The 21,076-nt window shown below is 43.2% G+C and carries 17 protein-coding genes; 13 read left to right on the top strand and 4 right to left on the bottom strand.

What is annotated here, in order from left to right:
- Positions 1-128: 128 nt before the first annotated feature.
- From AACM02_RS09265 to AACM02_RS09250, 4 genes are all read left to right on the top strand, one after another.
- On the top strand, positions 129-641 hold the full coding sequence (locus AACM02_RS09265; protein WP_339116778.1) for an SPOR domain-containing protein: 513 nt from the start codon (positions 129-131) through the stop codon (positions 639-641).
- 111 nt (positions 642-752) lie between these two features.
- Complete coding sequence (locus tag AACM02_RS09260; protein WP_339116777.1) at positions 753-1,511, top strand: MBL fold metallo-hydrolase; 759 nt, start codon at positions 753-755, stop codon at positions 1,509-1,511.
- A gap of 224 nt (positions 1,512-1,735) precedes the next feature.
- Entirely contained in the window at positions 1,736-3,055 is a 1,320-nt protein-coding gene (locus AACM02_RS09255) for a hypothetical protein (protein ID WP_214062564.1), read from the top strand.
- 174 nt (positions 3,056-3,229) lie between these two features.
- On the top strand, positions 3,230-4,804 hold the full coding sequence (locus AACM02_RS09250) for an OmpP1/FadL family transporter (protein WP_339116776.1): 1,575 nt from the start codon (positions 3,230-3,232) through the stop codon (positions 4,802-4,804).
- 61 nt (positions 4,805-4,865) lie between these two features.
- On the opposite strand, the gene AACM02_RS09245 is transcribed toward AACM02_RS09250, so the two are convergent.
- Positions 4,866-5,648: a DUF4230 domain-containing protein gene (locus AACM02_RS09245; RefSeq protein WP_214063675.1), complete on the bottom strand. Its 783-nt coding sequence runs from the start codon at positions 5,646-5,648 to the stop codon at positions 4,866-4,868.
- A 239-nt stretch (positions 5,649-5,887) separates the two neighbouring features.
- Between AACM02_RS09245 and AACM02_RS09240 the strand changes: the two genes are divergently transcribed.
- A complete protein-coding gene (locus AACM02_RS09240) occupies positions 5,888-6,301 on the top strand; it encodes a Dabb family protein (RefSeq protein ID WP_214063674.1) in 414 nt (137 codons plus the stop codon).
- Between the two features lie 116 nt (positions 6,302-6,417).
- Positions 6,418-9,630, top strand: coding sequence for a carbamoyl-phosphate synthase (glutamine-hydrolyzing) large subunit (gene carB, locus AACM02_RS09235; RefSeq protein WP_332457591.1), 3,213 nt, complete (start codon positions 6,418-6,420; stop codon positions 9,628-9,630).
- Positions 9,631-9,640: 10 nt separating this feature from the next.
- Here the strand turns inward: carB and AACM02_RS09230 are convergent, their stop codons facing one another.
- Entirely contained in the window at positions 9,641-10,393 is a 753-nt protein-coding gene (locus AACM02_RS09230) for an RNA methyltransferase (RefSeq protein WP_332457616.1), read from the bottom strand.
- A gap of 187 nt (positions 10,394-10,580) precedes the next feature.
- Between AACM02_RS09230 and AACM02_RS09225 the strand changes: the two genes are divergently transcribed.
- Genes AACM02_RS09225 through AACM02_RS09210 form a run of 4 tightly spaced genes read left to right on the top strand, consistent with a single transcriptional unit; the run spans position 10,581 to position 14,938 of the window.
- Positions 10,581-12,605: a transketolase gene (locus tag AACM02_RS09225; protein ID WP_339116775.1), complete on the top strand. Its 2,025-nt coding sequence runs from the start codon at positions 10,581-10,583 to the stop codon at positions 12,603-12,605.
- A 27-nt stretch (positions 12,606-12,632) separates the two neighbouring features.
- Positions 12,633-13,088 carry an RpiB/LacA/LacB family sugar-phosphate isomerase gene (locus AACM02_RS09220; RefSeq protein ID WP_332457593.1) on the top strand — a complete coding sequence of 152 codons (456 nt, stop codon included), beginning with the start codon at positions 12,633-12,635 and terminating at the stop codon, positions 13,086-13,088.
- 25 nt (positions 13,089-13,113) lie between these two features.
- Positions 13,114-13,917 carry a glycoside hydrolase family 25 protein gene (locus tag AACM02_RS09215; protein WP_214062292.1) on the top strand — a complete coding sequence of 268 codons (804 nt, stop codon included), beginning with the start codon at positions 13,114-13,116 and terminating at the stop codon, positions 13,915-13,917.
- A gap of 4 nt (positions 13,918-13,921) precedes the next feature.
- Positions 13,922-14,938, top strand: coding sequence for a S41 family peptidase (locus tag AACM02_RS09210; protein WP_339116774.1), 1,017 nt, complete (start codon positions 13,922-13,924; stop codon positions 14,936-14,938).
- A gap of 6 nt (positions 14,939-14,944) precedes the next feature.
- Here the strand turns inward: AACM02_RS09210 and AACM02_RS09205 are convergent, their stop codons facing one another.
- Positions 14,945-16,594, bottom strand: coding sequence for an AMP-binding protein (locus tag AACM02_RS09205; RefSeq protein ID WP_339116773.1), 1,650 nt, complete (start codon positions 16,592-16,594; stop codon positions 14,945-14,947).
- A gap of 11 nt (positions 16,595-16,605) precedes the next feature.
- Positions 16,606-17,172: a helix-turn-helix domain-containing protein gene (locus tag AACM02_RS09200; RefSeq protein WP_339116772.1), complete on the bottom strand. Its 567-nt coding sequence runs from the start codon at positions 17,170-17,172 to the stop codon at positions 16,606-16,608.
- A gap of 375 nt (positions 17,173-17,547) precedes the next feature.
- Here AACM02_RS09200 and yidC point away from each other — a divergent pair, with 375 nt between their 5' ends.
- The 3 genes from yidC to AACM02_RS09185 all read left to right on the top strand — a co-directional run bounded on the left by yidC (position 17,548) and on the right by AACM02_RS09185 (position 21,035).
- Entirely contained in the window at positions 17,548-19,512 is a 1,965-nt protein-coding gene (gene yidC, locus AACM02_RS09195; protein WP_332457598.1) for a membrane protein insertase YidC, read from the top strand.
- Between the two features lie 473 nt (positions 19,513-19,985).
- Complete coding sequence (locus AACM02_RS09190) at positions 19,986-20,309, top strand: hypothetical protein (RefSeq protein ID WP_286854212.1); 324 nt, start codon at positions 19,986-19,988, stop codon at positions 20,307-20,309.
- 45 nt (positions 20,310-20,354) lie between these two features.
- Complete coding sequence (locus AACM02_RS09185) at positions 20,355-21,035, top strand: OmpA family protein (RefSeq protein ID WP_286854210.1); 681 nt, start codon at positions 20,355-20,357, stop codon at positions 21,033-21,035.
- Positions 21,036-21,076 lie beyond the last annotated feature (41 nt).

Genomic DNA, 21,076 nt, shown 5'->3' with positions numbered 1-21,076 from the left:
GTTTCTGTCTGGAGAAAAGATGTTTTTAACAATTTAATTTATTTTCACATCTGTAGGAGTTATAATCATTTACTTATTTCTATCTTTGCTTTTAGTTTTGATATTCGAACAATAAAACAATGACACAAATGAAAAGATCAATCTATTTGATGATGGCGCTTTCTGCCATGTTGGTTTTAGCAATTTCCTGTAAACCAAAACAAAGTGCATATAAACAAGTATATGAAGCTGCCAAAGAAAGGGAAATGCAGCAAACGGCGTCACAGCCAACTGTTGTAAAAGATGCCGGCACACTGCCTCCGGTTGAAGTGTCAGTGAGAAAAGAGAAGGTTGAACCCGTTCTTGCTTCAGATGCCGCCAATTTAAAGAACTTCAGCGTAGTAATCGCTTCTTTAAGTGTAAAGCTTAATGCTGAATCGTTGAAGGCACGAATGCAAAACGAAGGGTATCCGGTGATTCTGGCCGAAAACGAGCAAGGCATGTACAGGGTTATCGTTGCAAGCTATGATGACAAAGCATCGGCTGCTGCAAAACGCGATGAGATTTACCAAAAATATGCTGCCCTTGGCAATACCGATTACTTGCGAAGAACTTACGGCGTTCCTTTCAACGATCTTTGGATTTTAGAAAGACAGTATTAAATGTTAAAACACCGGATCCGGATGTCTGGTGACCAATAGGAAATGAACGTATAATAAAGCTGCCCGCTATTGAAACGGGTAGCTTTTATTATTTTACACGGACAATAAAAAATGAAAGTACGGTTTTTAGGTACGGGGACATCTACAGGAGTTCCCGAAATAGGTTGCAATTGTGAAGTATGTACATCAGTCGATGCTAAAGACAAACGGTTAAGATGTTCTGTTCAAGTGGAGACTGCTGATTCACGCCTTATCATCGATTGCACACCCGACTTCAGGCAACAGGTGATGGATTTGCCTTTCAGGAAAATTGACGGGTTGCTCATCACCCACGAACATTATGATCACGTGGGCGGGATGGACGACTTAAGGCCTTTTTGCAGGTTTGGACCCGTCGATGTTTTTGCCGAAACTAAAGTGAAAAGCGCGTTGATGCAACGAATACCCTATTGTTTTGGAGAACAAAGGTACACCGGCGTTCCGGATATCAGGATACGAACAACCGACGGCCTTCATCCTTTCTTTATAAATAACACAAAAGTTATTCCTATCCGGGTCATGCATTTTAAACTCCCCATCTTAGGTTTCCGGATAAATAATGTCGCTTACCTTACCGACGTAAAATATTTGCCCGACGAAGAGCTAAGCAAACTCGCCGCCCTAGATATACTGATAGTAAGCGCATTGAGAAAGGAGAAACACCCTTCACACCAAACACTGGAAGAAGCTCTTTCGTTGGCAAAAAAAATTGGAGCGGAACAAACCTATTTTACACATATGAGTCATCAGATCGGTTTGCATAAAGCGATAAGCAAGGATTTGCCCTCATCCTTTACCCTTGCTTATGACGGATTAGAGTTATCACTGTAAAAAACGGGGAGTTTTTGTATTTTTTTAACTACGTAAAGTGCAGCGTTTTTATACATTTTTCATCTATATAATAAACAAATCGATGAGTTGACGTTTAAAAATTTGTATATTTGTGGATGATAAATAACGGAACAGTGAGTTAAACCAAATGAATGAATTATTGTCAAACTCTGCGGAATGAATTATTTAAAACAACCAAAAACAAAAAATAAAGGGAAAAAGCTATGAAAACTAAAAACTTAATTATTTCGGGGTTGCTGGTCCTGGCGCCCGTTATAGGTTTTGCCCAGGAGTGGGATGATATTTATGCCGATCCCGCTCAAAACACTACAACCCTAAAGGTTCAGAAGAAACAAGAACCACAAAAAAAGAAAATTGTTGTTGTTGAGGGAAAAGCATCCAATATGGAAGTCCGAGCAAACGGCCGCAATATTGACGAGTATAACCGTCGTGAACAAAAAGAATTGGCTGCCAATGACACAGTAATTCTTGAAGATACAGCCTATCAGCAATACGAATATACAGACAGGATTATCAAGTATCACGACCCGGAATCGAGTATCAAGATAACCGGTGCCGATGAGGTTACTGTTTATGTAGGTGACGACATTTACGCCGATTATTACGATAACCGTGGATGGGGCTCTAACCTCTATTTCGGTACAGGGTGGGGTTGGAACAGCTACTATCCGTGGTACGATCCCTGGTATGATCCCTGGTACTACGGATACGGATGGGGTTATCCTTATTCCAACCGTTGGTACAGCCCGTGGTATTACAGCCGTTGGCACAACCCATGGTATTACGGTGGGTGGTACTCATCCTGGTATTCTCCCTGGTACTACGGTGGTTACTATGATCCTTGGTATTACGGTTACGGCGGATGGTACGGAGGTGGTTATTATAGCGGTTTCTACGACGGATACTATTCCGGATTAAGCAACAATCGCTCCGGCAGAAGTACGGGAAGTTACAGAAGAAGCTCGGCAAACATTGCTAACAGATCATCTGTAGCAAGTGTAGGCAGAAGTTCAAGCGCAACATCAGGCCGCTCGGCGATTGGTAGCTCCACAAGAACTGCCTCAGGCAGAAGTTCCTCGGCTTACAGCAGAAGTTCATCTGCATCACCAAGAACAAGGATTATCGATAACACCGGAAGAGTCTATGACTCCCGGTCCGGCCAAATCATAAACAGAGGCTCATCTTCTTCCCGCTCCTCCAGCACCGGCACATTAGGTGCCAATTCCAGGATATATAACAGCAGGGGTAGTTCCAGCACCTCGCCGGCGAGAAGCGGTGGCAATACTTACGAAAGAAGCTCGTCGAGCAGAAGCAATACCTACTCAACACCTTCGAGAAGTTCGTCGGGCAGCGGTTCGTATTCCGCTCCAAGCAGAAGTTCAAGCTCAAGTCGTTCGTCTTCGTACGACTCTTCAAGCCGCAGCTCATCGTTTGGTTCCTCCTCATCGGGTTCCAGTAGAAGTTCCTCTTCCGGCTCATATAGCAGCGGAAGCAGCGGTCGTAGCAGTGGAGGACGTCGTTAAACTATAAACAATAAACAATGACTGCTTCACAAAAATCTCAGAAGGGGTTTAAATGAGGCAGTCATTTTTTATCCAACATTTTGTAAAACCGTACGAGCATATGCCTGGATTACTTGTATTTTGCCTGGCAGGAAAGAGCATAATTTAGTGAAAACAAAAATAAAAACTATAAAAATGAAAAAATTTGCATATTTTCTTTTCTCTTTAGTGTTTATTGCCAACTACTCCTACTCGCAAGGAGAAGTGGAAGCTTTGAAGTATTCCCGAAATGAGCTTTACGGAACAGCACGTTCTATGGCAATGGGCAATGCTTTTGGCGCACTGGGAGGAGACATCACGGGTGTTTCCATCAATCCTGCCGGAATTGCTGTTTACAGGAGCTCAGAAGTAGTGGGTACGTTAGGAATACAACAAAACACAGCCAAGGTGGGTGATATCGACAAAAAAGTGAGTGATTTCAACCTGCATAACCTGGGATTTGTCGGGTACTTTCCCTTGAGAAACGAGGTAATGCCCATGATTAATTTCGGTTTTTCGTACAACAAACAAAAAACGTTCAATACCGATATCAACGCCATCGGAAACGCCAAAAGCACCATGTTGGATTACATGGCAGACAGAAGTTCTGGAGTTGACGCTACCAAGCTGGAAATGGGAGACAATTTACCTGATCCGTTCATCGATCAGCCCTGGCTTTCCGTACTGGGGTTCAACTCATGGTTAATCAATGATCATATGGGCACGGATGGAAAATATTATTATACTCCTTTAGATACGAAAGGAGAACAAGCTAAACAAGAAATAAAATCATCGGAAAGGGGATATATCGATAATTATGATTTTACCATCGGAACCACTATAAATAATGTGGTGAATGTTGGATTAGCACTGAATATATCTGACATCAACCACTCTCTTTCTACCGATTTTCTGGAAGACTTTAACAGCGGAGGTTATACACTGAACAACGAGATAATAACAAACGGTGCCGGAGTTGGTGCCAAGCTGGGGGTAATTTACCGCCCCGTAAATTCATTCAGGATTGGCTTGGCATACCATACACCCACATGGTATTCCATGTCGGAAATTTATCAGGCGAGGGTTGATGATGACCTGGGAGCTTATATCGATGACCCGAAGTATGAGAAAGGCTGGGTTAACTCTGCCAAATTTACAAATCATTATGATTTGAAAACTCCCGATAAATGGGTATTGAGCGGTGCCGCAGTTTTAGGAAACAGTTTTATCTTGAGTGCCGATTACGAAGTGATGAACTATCGGAACATGAAACTGAGCGTGCCTTCCGGTAGTTATTCCAGCAAAGATTGGTACGATATTGATAACGATTACATCAAAAAAGATTTTAAAGTTGCATCTACTGTAAGGGTGGGTACAGAATACCGTTTTACTCCGCAATTTTCAGGAAGATTGGGTTACGCATGGATGCAGAACCCGTATGATGCTGATTTTTCTAAAGCAGGAGATGCCGCTGTATCTGGTTCAAACACCATCTACAGAATGGAAGGTGATACCCATTACCTCACCGGAGGATTGGGTTATCGGTTCAACAGAAATTTCTATGCCGATCTGGCGGTGGTTTATCAAACCCAGGAAGACCAGCTGTATCCGTTTCCGAACCTGTTTACCTATAACGGTGATACACGGGAAGAACTAGTTATTGATGCATCTCCCTTTACCCTGAAAAACAGATCCGTAAGAGGATTGCTGACACTCGGGTACAGGTTTTAGATAATTCATGTTAATTTTTTAGTGCCGGGCTGTCCTTATAGATTGCCCGGTTTTTTTGTGGTTATTTGCGAAGGGTGTCCACTTCCGACAAGGTAATGTTGTCACCTATGGTTATTTCTGATTTTTGTGGGGCAACTGGGATCACGTGATAATCCTCAATCTTCTCCACACCTTCCAGTTGCCATTTATTCGCGTTTAGCATTTCGGTCAACAGGGTCTTCATCTGCATCGATGCAATTTTCATCAATCCGCTGTTTAATGCTGCCTGTTTTACCTGTTCTTTTGCCAGCCCTTGAATGAGTTGCAAATCTTTCCGGCTAATAAAGTTAAACAGGTCATCCTCGAAATAATAATAATCGAAATCCGGGTCAAGGGAAAGAATCTCTGGAGCCGGGAAGGTGAGTAGTTTTATTATTTTATTTTCATTATCCACTTCCCATTTGCATTTTTCAATATCATAACCAATCAGCACTTTAGCTTTTACAATGACCAGGGCTTTTTTGGTCGAAGGAATAAACTTTAGCAGTTTTTTTGTGTTCTCATAGTTATAGATTTCATTCAACTGGCCTTCAGCTACCACAATTTTAAACACCCTGCGGATACTTTCAACAACGGTATGGGAAGTAACGTTCGTTGAACTGCCAATACTGCTTGATGGGTAAATCAATTTGAAAATCAAAAAAGCAATAACCGCACCGATGATCGACCCAAAAATCAATAATCCCAACGTATTGTTTTCGGGCACCGCATAATGCGGTCTGAAAAAGGTAGCGTATATAAATCCGGTGAGAAGCAGCACAAGAAACATAGCTGTCAACCCAATAACAAGTTTAAATTTTCTCATTGAGGCTTTGTAGATTAATGCAGAGGCAAAGTTAAGAAAATCTTTTCCTTGGAAACAAAAGAGTTAGCAAATATTCTTCTTCAGTCGGCGTTTTAGTCAAAAAATGAGATTTAATTCGGTTATTTTTGTGTAAATTTGCAAACTAAAACAGTAAATGTACAAATACTCCTTCCTTTCCGGTTCTACAATCCATTCGTTGATTTCCTCCAAGTCAGCAAATCACTTATTTTTTTATCCGTATGAAGCATTCTGACAGAAGAAACTTTTTAAAACAAACGGCAGCTTTGGGCGCTATTGCTGCAGCACCAGTACTGACAAGTTGCCGTTCAAAAGGAAAAGGAAACGATATAAGCGGTAAGTTTATGCATCACGTTTTTTTCTGGCTTAAGCAGCCTGACGATGAAAAAGTAAAACGTGACTTTCGCGAAGCGTTAATTAAACTGGCATCTGTGGAAACCGTTCGGTTCAGGCATATAGGTACTCCGGCAGCCACAAACCGTGAAATTATTGATACCACATATACGTTTTCACTGCTTGTTGTTTTCGATGACGAAAATGGACACGATGTGTATCAGACACATCCCATCCACGACGAATTCCGCGAAAAATACGCCAATTGGTGGACACGTGTACTGATTTATGATACAAAGTAGAAGGTGACAGGCATCAGACCTTTGGACGTTCTTCCGACTGAAATCTGTTAGAGAAGAGAGCTGAAGCCTGAAGTCAGCAATTAAAAACATACAGAACGTTTTGAACAAAAATAAAAATGGACAAATCAATCAAAAAAATTATCTTATTGGGGTCAGGAGCATTAAAGATCGGACAGGCAGGTGAGTTCGATTATTCAGGATCACAAGCATTAAAGGCCTTGAGGGAGGAAGGAATAAGCACGGTACTTATCAATCCTAACATTGCAACCATACAAACTTCCGAGGGGGTGGCGGACACGGTTTATTTCCTTCCGATCACCCCGTTTTTTGTAGAGAAAGTGATTCAGAAAGAAAAACCCGATGGCATTTTGCTGGCTTTTGGCGGACAAACGGCACTAAATTGCGGGACGGAACTGTATCAAAGCGGTGTACTGGATAAATATGATGTAAAAGTGCTGGGCACCTCAGTTGAAGCGATAATGATTACCGAAGACCGGGATTTGTTTGTAAAGAAACTCAACCAGATTGATGCCAAAACACCGGTTTCGCAAGCGGTGGAAAGCATGGAAGATGCACTGAAAGCGGCTCATACAATTGGTTTTCCCGTAATGGTACGCTCAGCTTACGCACTGGGTGGCCTGGGCTCGGGAATTTGCACCAACGAAGAAGAGTTTGTTACGCTTTGCGAAAGCGCCCTTTCGTTCTCGAAACAGATTCTGGTGGAAGAGAGCCTGAAAGGATGGAAAGAAATTGAGTTTGAAGTTATCCGCGACAAAAATGACCACTGTTTTACAGTCGTTCCCATGGAAAATTTTGACCCGTTGGGAATACATACGGGAGAAAGTATTGTTGTGGCACCCATCATTACTCTTTCCAGGGAACAGATAGCCTTGTTGGAAGACATAGCCCGCCGTGTTGTACGCCATATCGGGATAGTGGGTGAATGCAACATCCAATATGCGTTTAACGTGGAAACCAATGATTATCGCATTATCGAAATCAATGCCCGCCTGAGCCGCTCATCGGCACTGGCCTCCAAGGCTTCGGGTTATCCGCTGGCGTTTGTGGCAACCAAGTTGGCATTGGGTTATTCACTTGATCAGATCGGCGAAATGGGTACGCTCAATTCGGCTTATGTGGCCCCAAAAGTGGATTACATGATTGTAAAAATCCCCCGCTGGGACTTGTCTAAATTCGCCGGAGTGAGTCGTGAGATTGGCTCATCCATGAAATCAGTGGGTGAAATCATGTCTATCGGGCAATCGTTTGAAGAGATCATCCAGAAAGGGTTGCGCATGATCGGGCAAGGTATGCACGGCTTTGTAGGCAACCGCGACCTTACATTCGATAACGTGGAAGAAGCACTGTCCAATCCTACGGATTTGCGCATCTTTGCCATTGCCGATGCTTTTGAAAAAGGATTCACGGTAGACCGGATTGAATCGCTGACAAAGATTGACAAATGGTTTCTCGAAAAGCTGGAGAATATTTACAACTACACACATGTGCTTACCCAATACAAGAAAATAGAGGACCTGCCAAAAGAGGTCCTTGCGGAAGCGAAAAGACTGGGATTCTCCGATTTTCAGATAGCCCGTTACGTGGAAAACCCACAGGGAACAATGGAACCCGAATTGATCCGTGTGCGCGAATGGCGGAAAAAGCAACACGTCTTGCCTGTTGTCCGGCGTATCAACACAGTGGCATCGGAAGACCCGGAGAAAACCAATTATCTCTATTTCACGTACGGATCGGACAAAGCCTACCAACCTGTGAAATCGGGTAAGGAAGTAATCATCGTCCTGGGTTCGGGAGCGTATCGCATCGGGTCGTCGGTTGAGTTCGACTGGTGTTCGGTAAATGCCGTAGAGACTGCACGTAAATTGGGTTACGAGTCAGTAATGATCAATTATAACCCTGAAACGGTATCCACCGATTACGATATGTGCGACAGGTTATACTTCGACGAACTTACTTTTGAACGTACGCTCGACGTTATTGACATTGAGGTTCCCAAAGGAGTAATCGTATCCATGGGTGGGCAGATTCCAAATAACCTGGCCATGAAGCTGCATCGCCAAAACGCGCCCATTTTAGGGACATCTCCCGAATCGATTGACCGTGCGGAAAACCGGCACAAGTTCTCTGCCATGCTCGATAGGTTGGGTATCGACCAGCCGCGATGGAAAGAGCTTTCGAGCTACGAAGAAGTGGATAAGTTTGTTGAAGAAGTAGGATTCCCGGTATTGATCCGTCCGTCGTATGTGCTTTCGGGAGCAGCCATGAACGTTTGTTATGACAAAGAACAGATGCACCGTTTTCTCGAAATGGCCGCCAACGTGTCCAAAGAATATCCGGTAGTAGTTTCTGTTTTCATGCAAAATGCCAAGGAGGTGGAAATGGATGCTGTGGCAAAAGAAGGCGAAATTGTGGAATATGCCATTTCTGAGCACGTGGAGTTTGCAGGTGTGCATTCAGGTGACGCCACACTGGTTTTCCCGGCACAAAAAATATACTTCGAAACCATGCGCCGCATCAAGAAGATATCTCGGCAGATTGCCAAAGAGTTGAATATAAGTGGGCCGTTTAATATTCAGTTTCTAGCTAAAAACAATGAAATAAAGGTCATCGAGTGTAATTTGCGCGCCTCGCGTTCATTCCCGTTTGTCTCCAAAGTCATCAAGCATAACTTTATCGACACAGCAACCCGTGTAATGCTGGGAGCCTCTTACAACAAACCGGACGGCACTGTTTTCGATCTCGACCACATCGGTGTGAAATCGTCACAATTCTCCTATTCCCGCTTACAGAAGTTTGATCCGATTTTGGGAGTAGACATGGCCTCGACGGGAGAAGTGGGCTGTATAGGCGACGACTTTAATGAGGCTATTCTTAAATCGATGCTTTCGGTAGGATACCGGATTCCCAGAAAAGGGATCCTGATTTCGTCGGGAGAAGTGAAATCGAAAGTGGATTTGTTGGAAGCCTGCAAACTGCTCCATGCCAAAGGGTACGACTTGTATGCGAGCCACGGGACACAACAATTTCTGACCGATAACGGCGTTGCAGCTACCGATGTGAATTGGCCGGATGAAGGAGGCGAACACAACATTCAGGAGATGATTACCCACAATAAGTTCGATCTGATTATCAATATCCCCAAGGATGTTACCCGACGCGAGCTTACCAACGGTTACATTATCCGGCGCACTGCGGTGGATTTTAACGTTCCGCTTATCACCAACGCACGGTTGGCATCGGCTTTTATTACTGCTTTCTGCATGTTGGATGTAGAGCAGTTGAAAATCAAAAGCTGGCAGGAGTACTGAATCTGCCGGTTCAGACCCTTCTTCTGAATTCGGAGCACACAATGGCTGCAGCCACAGCCACATTTAGTGATTCCGATGTTTGAGAATTTGTTGGATAATTAGGAATAAACAGTTTATGGGTAATGAGTTTTTGAATATCGGGGGAAATTCCTTTTCCCTCGTTCCCCATAACAATAAATCCGTTTTTCGGTAATTCTGCCTTGTAAATGTTTTCACCTTCCAGCAATGTACCGAAAACAGGCAATGAGTTATTTCTAGTTAACAAGTCCTTCAGGTCTACATAATGAACATTGACCCGTGCAATAGCCCCCATGGTAGCTTGTACTGTTTTGGGGTTGAAAATGTCGGCGGTATCGGGTGAACAGAAAACGTGTTGAATGCCAAACCAATCGCTCAACCGGACAATGGTACCCATATTACCCGGGTCCTGAATTCCGTCGAGGACAAGGTGCAACTTACCAACAAACTCAATTTCTTCAAGAGCGTTTTTGGGCTGATAAAAAATACCGATAAGTTGCGGCGGGGTTTTCAGGTGAGATGCCTTTTTCAGTTCCTCGGGGGTAGCTTCTACCATCTCTTCTGCCGATAAACGCGGGATCTCCTGCAAAATATCCGGTAATCCGGCTAAAAACTGGCACCGGCAATTACCAAGCAAATCGAGAACCAATTTTTTCCCTTCGGCGACAAACGTACCGTGTTCGCTGCGGTACTTTTTTTCACTTAAAGACCGAATCTGTTTTATTCTGTTTTTACTCAGCGGCATTTCTGTTGTATTAAACGTTGCAAAGGTAGTTAATAAATTAAAAGAGTCAAATATCCACAAAATGATGTCAATTTTCACACCCCTTTATTTTTAAAAAACCGTATCTTTGTATGATAAGAAACTGTTCCACGAATTACATCAATAAGGATCCGTTAGAAACTGATAAAAATAAATATTTCCTAATCTTATGAATGACAATGCATTAATGAACAAAGCGGCCGATAATATCCGCATCCTGTCGGCATCAATGGTAGAAAAAGCAAAATCAGGACACCCGGGAGGCCCTATGGGTGGTGCTGATTTTATTAACGTTCTCTACAGCGAATTTCTGGAATACGATCCCGAAAACCCTCATTGGGAAGGCCGTGACCGGTTTTTCCTCGATGCGGGACATATGTCGCCTATGTTCTATTCGGTTTTGTGTTTAAGCGGTAAGTTCTCGATAGACGAGACCAAAGCATTCCGCCAGTGGGGTAGCCCCACACCCGGCCATCCGGAACGGGATATCGAACGGGGAATTGAAAACACTTCGGGGCCTCTGGGGCAAGGACACGCTTACGGTGCCGGAGCCGCTGTTGCCGCTAAATTTCTAAAAGCACGCCTGGGAGATACCATTGATCATACCATTTATGCATACATTACGGACGGTGGTATTCAGGAAGAGATTTCACAAGGGGTAGGGCGGCTTGCCGGCCACTTGGGATTGGATAATTTCATCATGTTTTATGATTCCAATAACATTCAGCTTTCTACCACTACAGACGCCGTTACAAGTGAAGATGTAGCCAAGAAATACGAAGCGTGGAACTGGAAAGTGATCACGATAGACGGAAACAATGTGGATGAAATCCGCAAAGCGTTAACGGAAGCCAAGGCGGAAAAAGAACGCCCGACACTGATTATCGGTAATACCATCATGGGGCGTGGTGCTTTGGCAGCAGATTGCACATCGTTTGAATGCCAGGTATCAACACACGGACAACCCCTAAGTGCAGCAGGAGCTGATTTTGCTCAAACCGTTAAAAACCTGGGAGGTGATCCGGAAAATCCTTTTGTTATTTTCCCCGAAGTTACAGCACTTTACGAGAAGAGAAAAAAAGAACTCAACGATATCGTAGCTGCTAAAAAAGCAAGGTACAATGTATGGGCAAAAGCCAATCCCGAACTTGCAGCGAAAAAACACCGCTGGTTTGCCCGGGAACTGCCCGAAATCGATTGGGCCTCTATCGGGCAAAAACCGGATAACGCTACTCGTGCAGCATCGGCGACCGTCCTGGGCGTTTTGGCTCAAAAAGTAGAAAACATGATTGTTGCTTCAGCCGACTTGTCAAATTCCGACAAAACAGACGGTTTTTTAAAGTATACGAAAGCATTTGAAAAGAATGATTTCTCCGGAGCATTTTTGCAAGCCGGTGTAGCCGAGTTCACCCTGTCGGCCATGTGTATCGGAATGAGTTTGCACGGAGGCGTTATTCCTGCGTGCGGTACGTTCTTCGCCTTCTCCGATTACATGAAGCCGGCAATTCGTGTAGCCGCCTTGATGGGAACGCCCGTTATTTTCATCTGGACTCACGATGCTTTCCGAGTAGGAGAAGACGGGCCAACACACCAACCCGTTGAACAGGAAGCACAAATCCGGTTGTTGGAAAAGCTACAAAATCACCACGGACAAAATTCGATGCTTGTTCTCCGTCCTGCAGATGTGCATGAAACGACAGTCGCCTGGAAAATGGCGTTGGAAAATGCACAGACGCCTACAGGGTTGATCTTATCGAGACAGAACATCAAGGATCTACCCGCTGCAGGATCCCGGTACAAAGAAGCATTACAGGCTGAAAAAGGAGCTTACGTGGTACAGGATGAGAATGACTATGATGTGATTCTCCTGGCTTCGGGCTCGGAAGTCTCCACACTTGCAGAGGGAGCAGAACTACTGAAAGCCGATGGTATAAAAACGCGAATCGTCTCTGTTCCATCAGAAGGATTGTTCCGCAGTCAAACCAAAAAATACCAGGAATCGATTCTGCCTGAAGGCAAAAAGAAATTCGGTTTAACCGCTGGACTCCCTGTAACGCTAGAAGGCCTGGTCGGTGCAGACGGAAAAGTATGGGGAATGAATTCTTTTGGATTTTCGGCACCCTACAAGATCCTGGATGAAAAACTCGGCTACACGGGTAAAAACGTGTATGAGCAAGTGAAAAAATTACTATAACAAGTTTTGAGTTTAAATAAAAGAATCATGTCTTTATTCGATAAAACAGAGAAACCCATTGGATTGGCTTCAGACCATGCTGGTTTTGCGGCCAAACAAATTGTTATCAAACTGTTGACGGAAAAGGGAATTCCTTTCAAAGATTTTGGTGCCTATTCCGAAGAAAGTTCAGATTATGCCGATTTTGCCCATCCCCTGGCAACAGCCGTTGAGAACGGAGAATGTTATCCTGGAATTGCTGCTTGTGGATCGGGGAACGGTATAAATATGACGATGAACAAGCACCGGGATATTCGCTCCGCCCTCTGCTGGAACAAAGAAGTAGCTTATCTGGCGCGTGCTCACAACAATGCTAATGTGCTGGCCTTGCCAGGCAGGCTGCTAAACGAGGAAGAAATTTACGAAATCCTGGTAACCTTTCTCAATACGCCTTTCGAAGGTGGTAGACACGAGAGAAGAATCAACAAGATTCCCTGCGAATAAGAGAGTTTGTTGTATTTGAACGCCAATGGCAAAAAGAAGACGGGCTGCATACAGCCGCGGGAAACGACTAAAATTAAGCAAAAATGGACGACAGGTTGTTTGGCTTATTGTCGTTTTTCTGGCTGCTCTTTTTGCCGTTGGCGTTTATCGGTTCATCCGCTTTTCGACGAATGAAATATTTCATTCTTTTGACCATCCACAGTTCTCTCAAAAGTACCTGGTTCGCGGGGTAGACGTCTCTCATCATAATTCTTATATCAACTGGCACCAACTCCGGGAAGAAAACATTACGTTTGTCTATCTGAAATCAACCGAAGGATCGAAGCACAAAGACAGGGATTACAAGAAAAATTATAAAGTAGCCAAAGATGCGGGCCTGAGAATTGGCTCCTACCATTTTTACACTTTCGGACGGGACGGTAAAAAACAGGCACAGCATTTCATACGAAATTCGACCCTGCAATCCGGCGACATGATTCCAGCCATAGATGTTGAACATTCTGCTATCAACCGTGCCTGCAACGATAAAGAGTCGCACGGGAGAATGATAAAAGAGCTCAGAAACCTCGAGTCCGCACTGTTTAAACAATACGGCAAACGTCCGGTAATATATACCAACAAGGAATGCTATAAAATGTATATAAAGGATAATTTTCCAGACAACCCGTTATGGATATGCGACTTACATAAAGAACCCGGCGGTGACTATAAGAACTGGGTAATGTGGCAATTTTCGCATACAGGAAAAATTTCCGGTGTTGTTAACGATATCGACCTGAATTATTACCGCAATTCATTTGATGACTTTAAAAAATTGTTATTACCTTAGCGCAATGATATTCAGAAAAATAAAACACCTGTTGATTTTGCTCTTTTCGCTTTCCGTTCTTTCGGGATGCGAAGACAGTATGCGTTTTGATAACGAACCACGCAGTAACTTCGACGCACTTTGGAAGATTCTCGATGAGAATTATTGTTTCTTTGAATACAAGGAAATTGACTGGGATGCCGTGTACAAAAAGTACGGTTCAAGGGTAAAGAACGATATGGGAAACTACGCCCTTTTCAACCTAATGGGTGAAATGCTCTCCGAGCTGAAAGACGGACATGTAAACTTGATTGCCTCGCACGACATGTCCCGTTATTGGAGTTGGACGGAGGATTTCCCGTTAAACTTTGACCCGAATATTCAGAAAAAATACCTTGAGCGAGATTTCGCCATTGCCGGTGGAATGTATTATAAAATTTTGGACGATAATATCGGCTACGTTTACTACGGTAGCTTTTCGAACGATATCGGTGACGCAAATATGTCGCAGGTATTAAGCCAGATGGCTGTTTGTAAAGGAATCATCTTTGATGTCCGCAACAATGGAGGAGGCAGTTTAACCAACGTAGAGCGAATTGCTTCACGATTTTTCAACGAAAAAACACTGGTAGGATATATTTCCCACAAGATTGGTAAAGGGCATTCCGACTTTTCTGATTTTTATCCCAAATACGTGAACAGCTACGACAAGATAAGGTATCAAAAGCCGGTAATTGTTCTGACCAACAGAAGTTGTTACAGCGCCACGAACGACTTCGTAAACGTTATGAAACATGCCCCAAACGCTACAATTATTGGGGATAAAACCGGCGGCGGGAGCGGATTACCTTTCTCGTCGGAACTACCAAATGGCTGGTCTATCCGGTTTTCCGCATCACCCATGTACAATGTTAACAAGGAACATATCGAATTCGGTATCGAACCCGATGTATATGTTTCCATGACTGAAAGTGACAAATCAAAAGGAAAAGACTCCATTATCGAAAAAGCGAGGGAACTGATTCATTCTTCAGGTCGATGACGACCCTTAAATTATCTCAATGCCTTGCGCTTCGCACATTTCCAATGCCATTTGGCGCAGACGGAATTTTTGTATTTTACCGCTTCCTGTCATTGGGAATTGACTGATAAAGAACACGTATCTTGGAATTTTGTACCGGGCAATATGATCCTTGCAAAAATCGCGGACATCTTCACGCGTCAGTTCTTTTCCCTCTTTTAGGATAATAAAAGCACCCACGTCCTCCCCATATCTGGGTGAAGCCACTGCTACTACCTGCACATCCCTGACTTCAGGCATTTTATAAAGAAAATCCTCTACTTCTTTGGGAGAAATGTTTTCTCCGCCCCTAATAACCATGTCTTTGATCCTTCCCGTGATACGATAATTGCCGTCTTCGTCTTTCATACCCAGGTCGCCCGAGTGCAGGTATCCATTAGCATCAATTACCTGAGCAGTTGCTTCCGGGTTTTTGTAATAACCCTTCATCACATTATAACCGCGACAGCACATTTCTCCTTCTACTCCTACGGGACATTCTCTTCCTGTAACCGGATCAAGCACCTTAACATCGGTAAACTCATAGGCACGCCCTACGGTTGAACAACGTACCCCGAATGGATCATCAACATGGGTTTGTGTCATTCCCGGCGAGGTTTCAGTAAGTCCGTACACGCTGGTAATGTCCATGAACATTTTTTCGTTTACCTGCTTCATCAGTTCTACCGGACAAAGCGAACCAGCCATTATTCCCGTCCGCAACGAACTCATATCGAACAAAGGGAACATGGGATGATTCAACTCGGCAATAAACATAGTAGGAACGCCGTGCAAGACGGTACAGCGCTCCTTGTGAATAGAAGCCAGAACCAATAGCGGATCAAATCTCTCCACCATTACCTGGGTGCTCCCATGAGTGAGGCAACACATCGTAGCCAACACTACGCCAAAACAATGGAACAAAGGAACGCAGATACAGCACTTATCATCGGGTGTGAATTTCATGTGGACACCCGTTAAATAACCGTTGTTGGTGATGTTGTGGTGGCTGAGCATCACGCCTTTTGGAAATCCGGTTGTTCCCGATGTATACTGCATATTCACTATATCGTGGCAACCGGTCTGCTCTCGGAGCGCACGGAACTCATCTTTGGGACGGCTGGCACCTACTAAAAGAAGCTCAGCTGTGTTGTACATCCCGCGGAATTTTTCCTGTCCAATATATACCACATTCCTCATCCCGGGAAAACGGTCGTTTTTGAGTTTTCCGCGTTGTGTGGTTCTCAATTCCGGCAAAAGTTCATAAATCATATCAATATAATCACTACCGGGGATTCCTTCAGTTAGGCATAGCGTGTGCATATCCGCATTTTTCAGCACAAAAGCCAGTTCTTCGGTTTTGTAGTTAGTGTTAACAGTCACTGCCACAGCACCTATTTTTGCCGTGGCATAAAGCACTGTTAACCAATCGGGAACATTTTGTGCCCAAATCCCTACGTTAGTTCCTCGGGTTACTCCGATCGATAACAGCCCATTGGCCATGTTGTTTACCCGTTCATCGAACGACTTCCATGTGAAGCGAAGGTTTCGATCGGAATATACAATATATTCTTTATCAGGGGTTTCATTGGCCCAGTACTCGAGCCAATCACCTAGTGTCTTCTCAAAAAGTTGCATAAAACGGTGAATTAATTAGGGGTGTATACTACCGCAAGCACCTGAGCAGGCTCATCGCTTGCCGAGATTACCAGATGCTCTACTACTGAGTCGTAGTAAATGCTTTCACCGGTATTCAAAACAAACTTATCCGATCCGTATAAAACAGTTATCGATCCTTTTAAAACGTACAAAAACTCTTCTCCCTCGTGCGAAGAAGTAGTCATTTTGGATGAATAGGAAGGTTTTATGTCGATAAGAAACGGCTCCATATGCCTTCCTGATTTGCTTGCCGCTAAAGAAAAAAAATCGATGTGTGAATTGGCATTGGTTAAATGGCTGGTAAAAGTAACCGGAGGCGATTGCCTGGAGTTTTTATTGACAACAGGGCCCATGTTTTCATTGTCGTCAAGAAAGGTTCCTAATCTAACTCCCAGCGCCCTGGAGATTTTGATAAGCGATGACAGCGAGGGTATTTTTTCACTGTTAAAAATAAGTTCAATCTGTTCTACAGTCAAGCCTGCATTAGCCGCCAGCTCTTCCGCCGGAATATTTTTGCCGGCACACACCATTTTTATTTTCTCTGTAACAGGATTCATAAATTTCGTAAATATTTTTTATTTCCGGGCACAAAACTACAAAAGTAATACGTTATTGGCAAATATAATTTTAATATGATACGAAAAAACAATAATTTTATCAATTATGAAATATATTTCACCTTGTCGATAACAAATAGCTGATTCACTAAAAAACAGTTCTTCTGTTATTCGTTTTACTTTTTTTTGTACCTTTGTAGCTTCGAGAAAACAAGTTTATTAAAGTGTGCCATTTTGAGTCGCCTATGTTCATTATCCGGGCAAGCTTGGCTTCTGGTTGATTTACTCAACGAAAATGTTGGTTTCGATTAAAAAAGATAATTATTTTGAATAATTGCGAGAGTGATTCAATTCGCTCTCTTTTATTGTGTAAGAATGGATAAAAATACAATTATTGGTTTTTTACTGATTGGTGCAATCGTTATTGCGTTCACGTTTTTAAACCGGCCCAGCCAGGAACAGATAGCGGAGCAACAAAGGTTGCGCGATTCAATACAACAAGTCGAAACCCAAAAGGCTGCGTTAGAAGCGGAACGATTGGCAACCGATGATCCCAGGCAAACTTCTGAAATCAAACAGCAAAGTAGAGTTACCGATTTTTTCGCAACCGGAACACCTGCTGTCAATGATTCAATTGGTGCTCCAACCGATTCAACAACAGAAATAAAGGCCGCCGTAGAAGAATTTGTCACCCTGGAAAATGAAAAGCTTAAATTGGTCTTAAGCACATTGGGCGGAAGCATTCATTCGGTACAACTCAAAGGCGAGAAGAAATTTAACGGCGACAGTCTCTATCTTTTCGAAGGTGACGAAGCCCGGTTTAACCTGGAACTCTTTAACCGAAACAGCGTTCGTTTATCCACGGAAGATCAATGGTTTACTCCAATACCAACCGCCGACGGAAAGTCGGTAGTGATGCGTTTAGAAAGTTCTCCGGAACAACACATTGACTTAATCTACACTCTTCCCGCCAATGAATTCATGCTGGACTTTGATGTCCGGATAGCCGGAATGAAAAACGGTTTGCATCCGGAGAGTTTAACAAATTTCCGTGTCAACTGGGAACAAAAAGTCCGTCAGCAAGAGCAGGGACGCCAGTTTGAGAACCGTTTTGCACGATTAAACTACAGGTACCTGGGACAAGATGTCCAGAAATTAAGTGATAGCAAAAACGAGCGGAAAGAGCTTACCGAACCGGTGAAATGGTTTGCATTCAAAGATCAGTTCTTCAGCACGATCATTATTGCCGAAAAACCTTTCAGCAACACCATCCTTACATCCCAACCGCTCAGTACAACCGAGCACATCAAGGATTACAAGGCTGAAACCTGGGTTCCGGTAACTGCCGACCCGCAGAAAGACGAACTCACCGCATCTTTTAATTACTATTTCGGGCCAAACCATTTTTATACACTGAAAAACTACGATAAAGCGATCAAGGAGAACAATCAGAAACTTTATCTGGAAGAACTGGTAGATTTAGGATACAAATGGTTAAGTTGGATCAACAAATATTTCACCATTCCCGTATTTAATTACTTCCTGAAATTCGATTGGGGAATGGGAATCATTATTCTTATAATGACACTTTTAATCAAGTTGATCATTCTTCCGTTGACATATAAGTCGTTTAAATCATCTGCGAAAATGCGTGTGCTACGCCCGCAAATCAAAGAAATTGAAGCCAAATATCCCGGACAGGATAAGGAAATGATGCTCAAACGTCAACAGGCCACTATGGAACTGTATAACAAAGCTGGGGCAAGCCCTATGAGCGGATGTTTCCCGATGTTGCTTCAAATGCCTATTTTGCTTGCTTTTTTCTTCTTTTTCCCTTCGGCAATCGAGTTGCGCCAGCAAAGTTTTCTGTGGGCACACGACCTTTCCACATTCGACTCCATTATAAGGTGGGAGGCTAATATTCCGTTTATTTCGAAGTTCCTCGGGAACCACATCAGCTTGTTTTGTTTATTGATGACGGTAGTGAACGTGTTTTACACCAAATACAACATGGCGGCCACCGATACCGGGCAGACCCAAATGCCGGGAATGAAATCGATGCCCATTCTTATGTCCGTTATGATGTTCTTTTTCCTGAACTCTTATCCCGCAGGTTTGAATTACTATTATTTCTTATCCACATTGTTCACCATTGGGTTTACGTTCCTGTTCAAACAGTTTCTGAACGAAGATAAACTGCTTGCCCAGCTGGAAGCCAACAAGAAAAAGCCCAAAAAACAATCGGGTTTTATGGCTCGACTGGCTGAAGCTCAAAAAATGCAGGAAAAACAAGCTCGCGAAAGGGCAAAAGAAGCAGCAAAGAAAAATTACCGCAAGTAAACGTAGAATTTTCAATAATTTCAACGATAGAAAATGGCCCGGGAGAATTTTTCTCTCGGGCTGTTTTCCTTTTAAACCGAACCTTCTTCATCCGGTATCGGCATACCGGCATGCCTTTGGGCAATTTGTTTAAAATAGGTTTACAAGGTGCCCTTGTTGGCACTCTCTGGTTCAGCCGCATCCTTTTCAAGTGTTACAAGATATTTTAGCACTATTGAATCTTCAATTTTTATCTCCAGCTTAATCTTCGTCGAATCTGCCAATAACCTTACGAACTCAATCAGTTTCTCTTGGGTAAGACTTTTTACAATTTTCTTCCTGATTTTCCTTTTTTTTAGGTTGCAGAGTAAGTTTTCCCTAAAATCCCAAGTACTTGTTGAACTTATTTTTTGAATAGTTGTTTTAAGATTGAGGTTGAAAATTAAAAATAATACTACTGATTCAATCAAAAGTAAACTACAAATATTATCGGTATGAGTAAAGAGAAAACTATTATTGAGTACGATGAAGATGAATCCGTAAAATTTATACGGAAAAGTCTGCCTGAAGAAATGCAAAACGAATTTTCGGATGACGAAATCAACTACATCGTTGATTTGGTATATGAGTTTTACGAAGAGAAGGGCTTTCTGGATGAAGATGATGACAAAGACATTGAGATTGACGAAGATGAGCTATTGGACTATGTTATTAAAAACGCCCGTAAAGACAAGATCAGGGATTTTACCGATGAACAGGTCGAAGCTATCGTTGCCGGTGAATTAGCGTATTGCGACACTTTGAATCTTTTTGAATAATTCTTTTAACAAATCAATTAACTATATTTTCCAAAAACATTAACTATGAAACAGATTTTTAAATTTTTTGGCATCATTATTTTAGGTGGTGCTTTGGTATTATCCGGTTGCGGAACAAGCAACACGGTTAAAGGTACAGGTATTGGTGCAGGTGCAGGCGCAGCAGTAGGAGCCGGTGTAGGTGCAATTGCAGGCGGAGGCAAAGGCGCAGCTTGGGGTGCAGGAATCGGCGCTGTTCTCGGTGGAGCTGCTGGTGCCATTATTGGAAACAAGATGGATAAGCAGGCAGCTGAGCTGGAACAAATTGAAGGAGCACAGGTTGAAAAGATCAACGAAGGCGAGGCTATAAAGGTTACTTTCGAATCAGGAATCCTTTTTGCAACCAACTCAAGCACCTTAAACACAGCATCACGTGCTTCCCTGGACAAATTTGCCACATCTCTGTTGAATAACCCCGATACAGATGTTAAAATCTATGGGCATACCGACAGTACGGGTAGTGACGCTATCAACAATCCGCTCTCTGATCGTCGTGCAGAATCAGTTTACAATTACCTCGTATCCAAAGGTGTAGCAGGAACTCGCATGACTTCTCAAGGTTACGGATCCTCCCAACCGGTTGCCGACAACAGTACAGTCGCCGGAAGAGCTCAGAACCGCCGTGTAGAAGTTTTCATTCTTCCAAATGCCAAGATGGTAAAAGAAGCTCAGGAACAAGTAAAATAATTAATAAAGGTAGGCTATATAAAATCGCATTATCGGTTTCG

Source organism: Petrimonas sp., from assembly GCF_963921705.1.
Classification (GTDB): domain Bacteria; phylum Bacteroidota; class Bacteroidia; order Bacteroidales; family Dysgonomonadaceae; genus Petrimonas; species Petrimonas sulfuriphila.
This window is presented reverse-complemented; position numbering and strand designations above follow the sequence as displayed.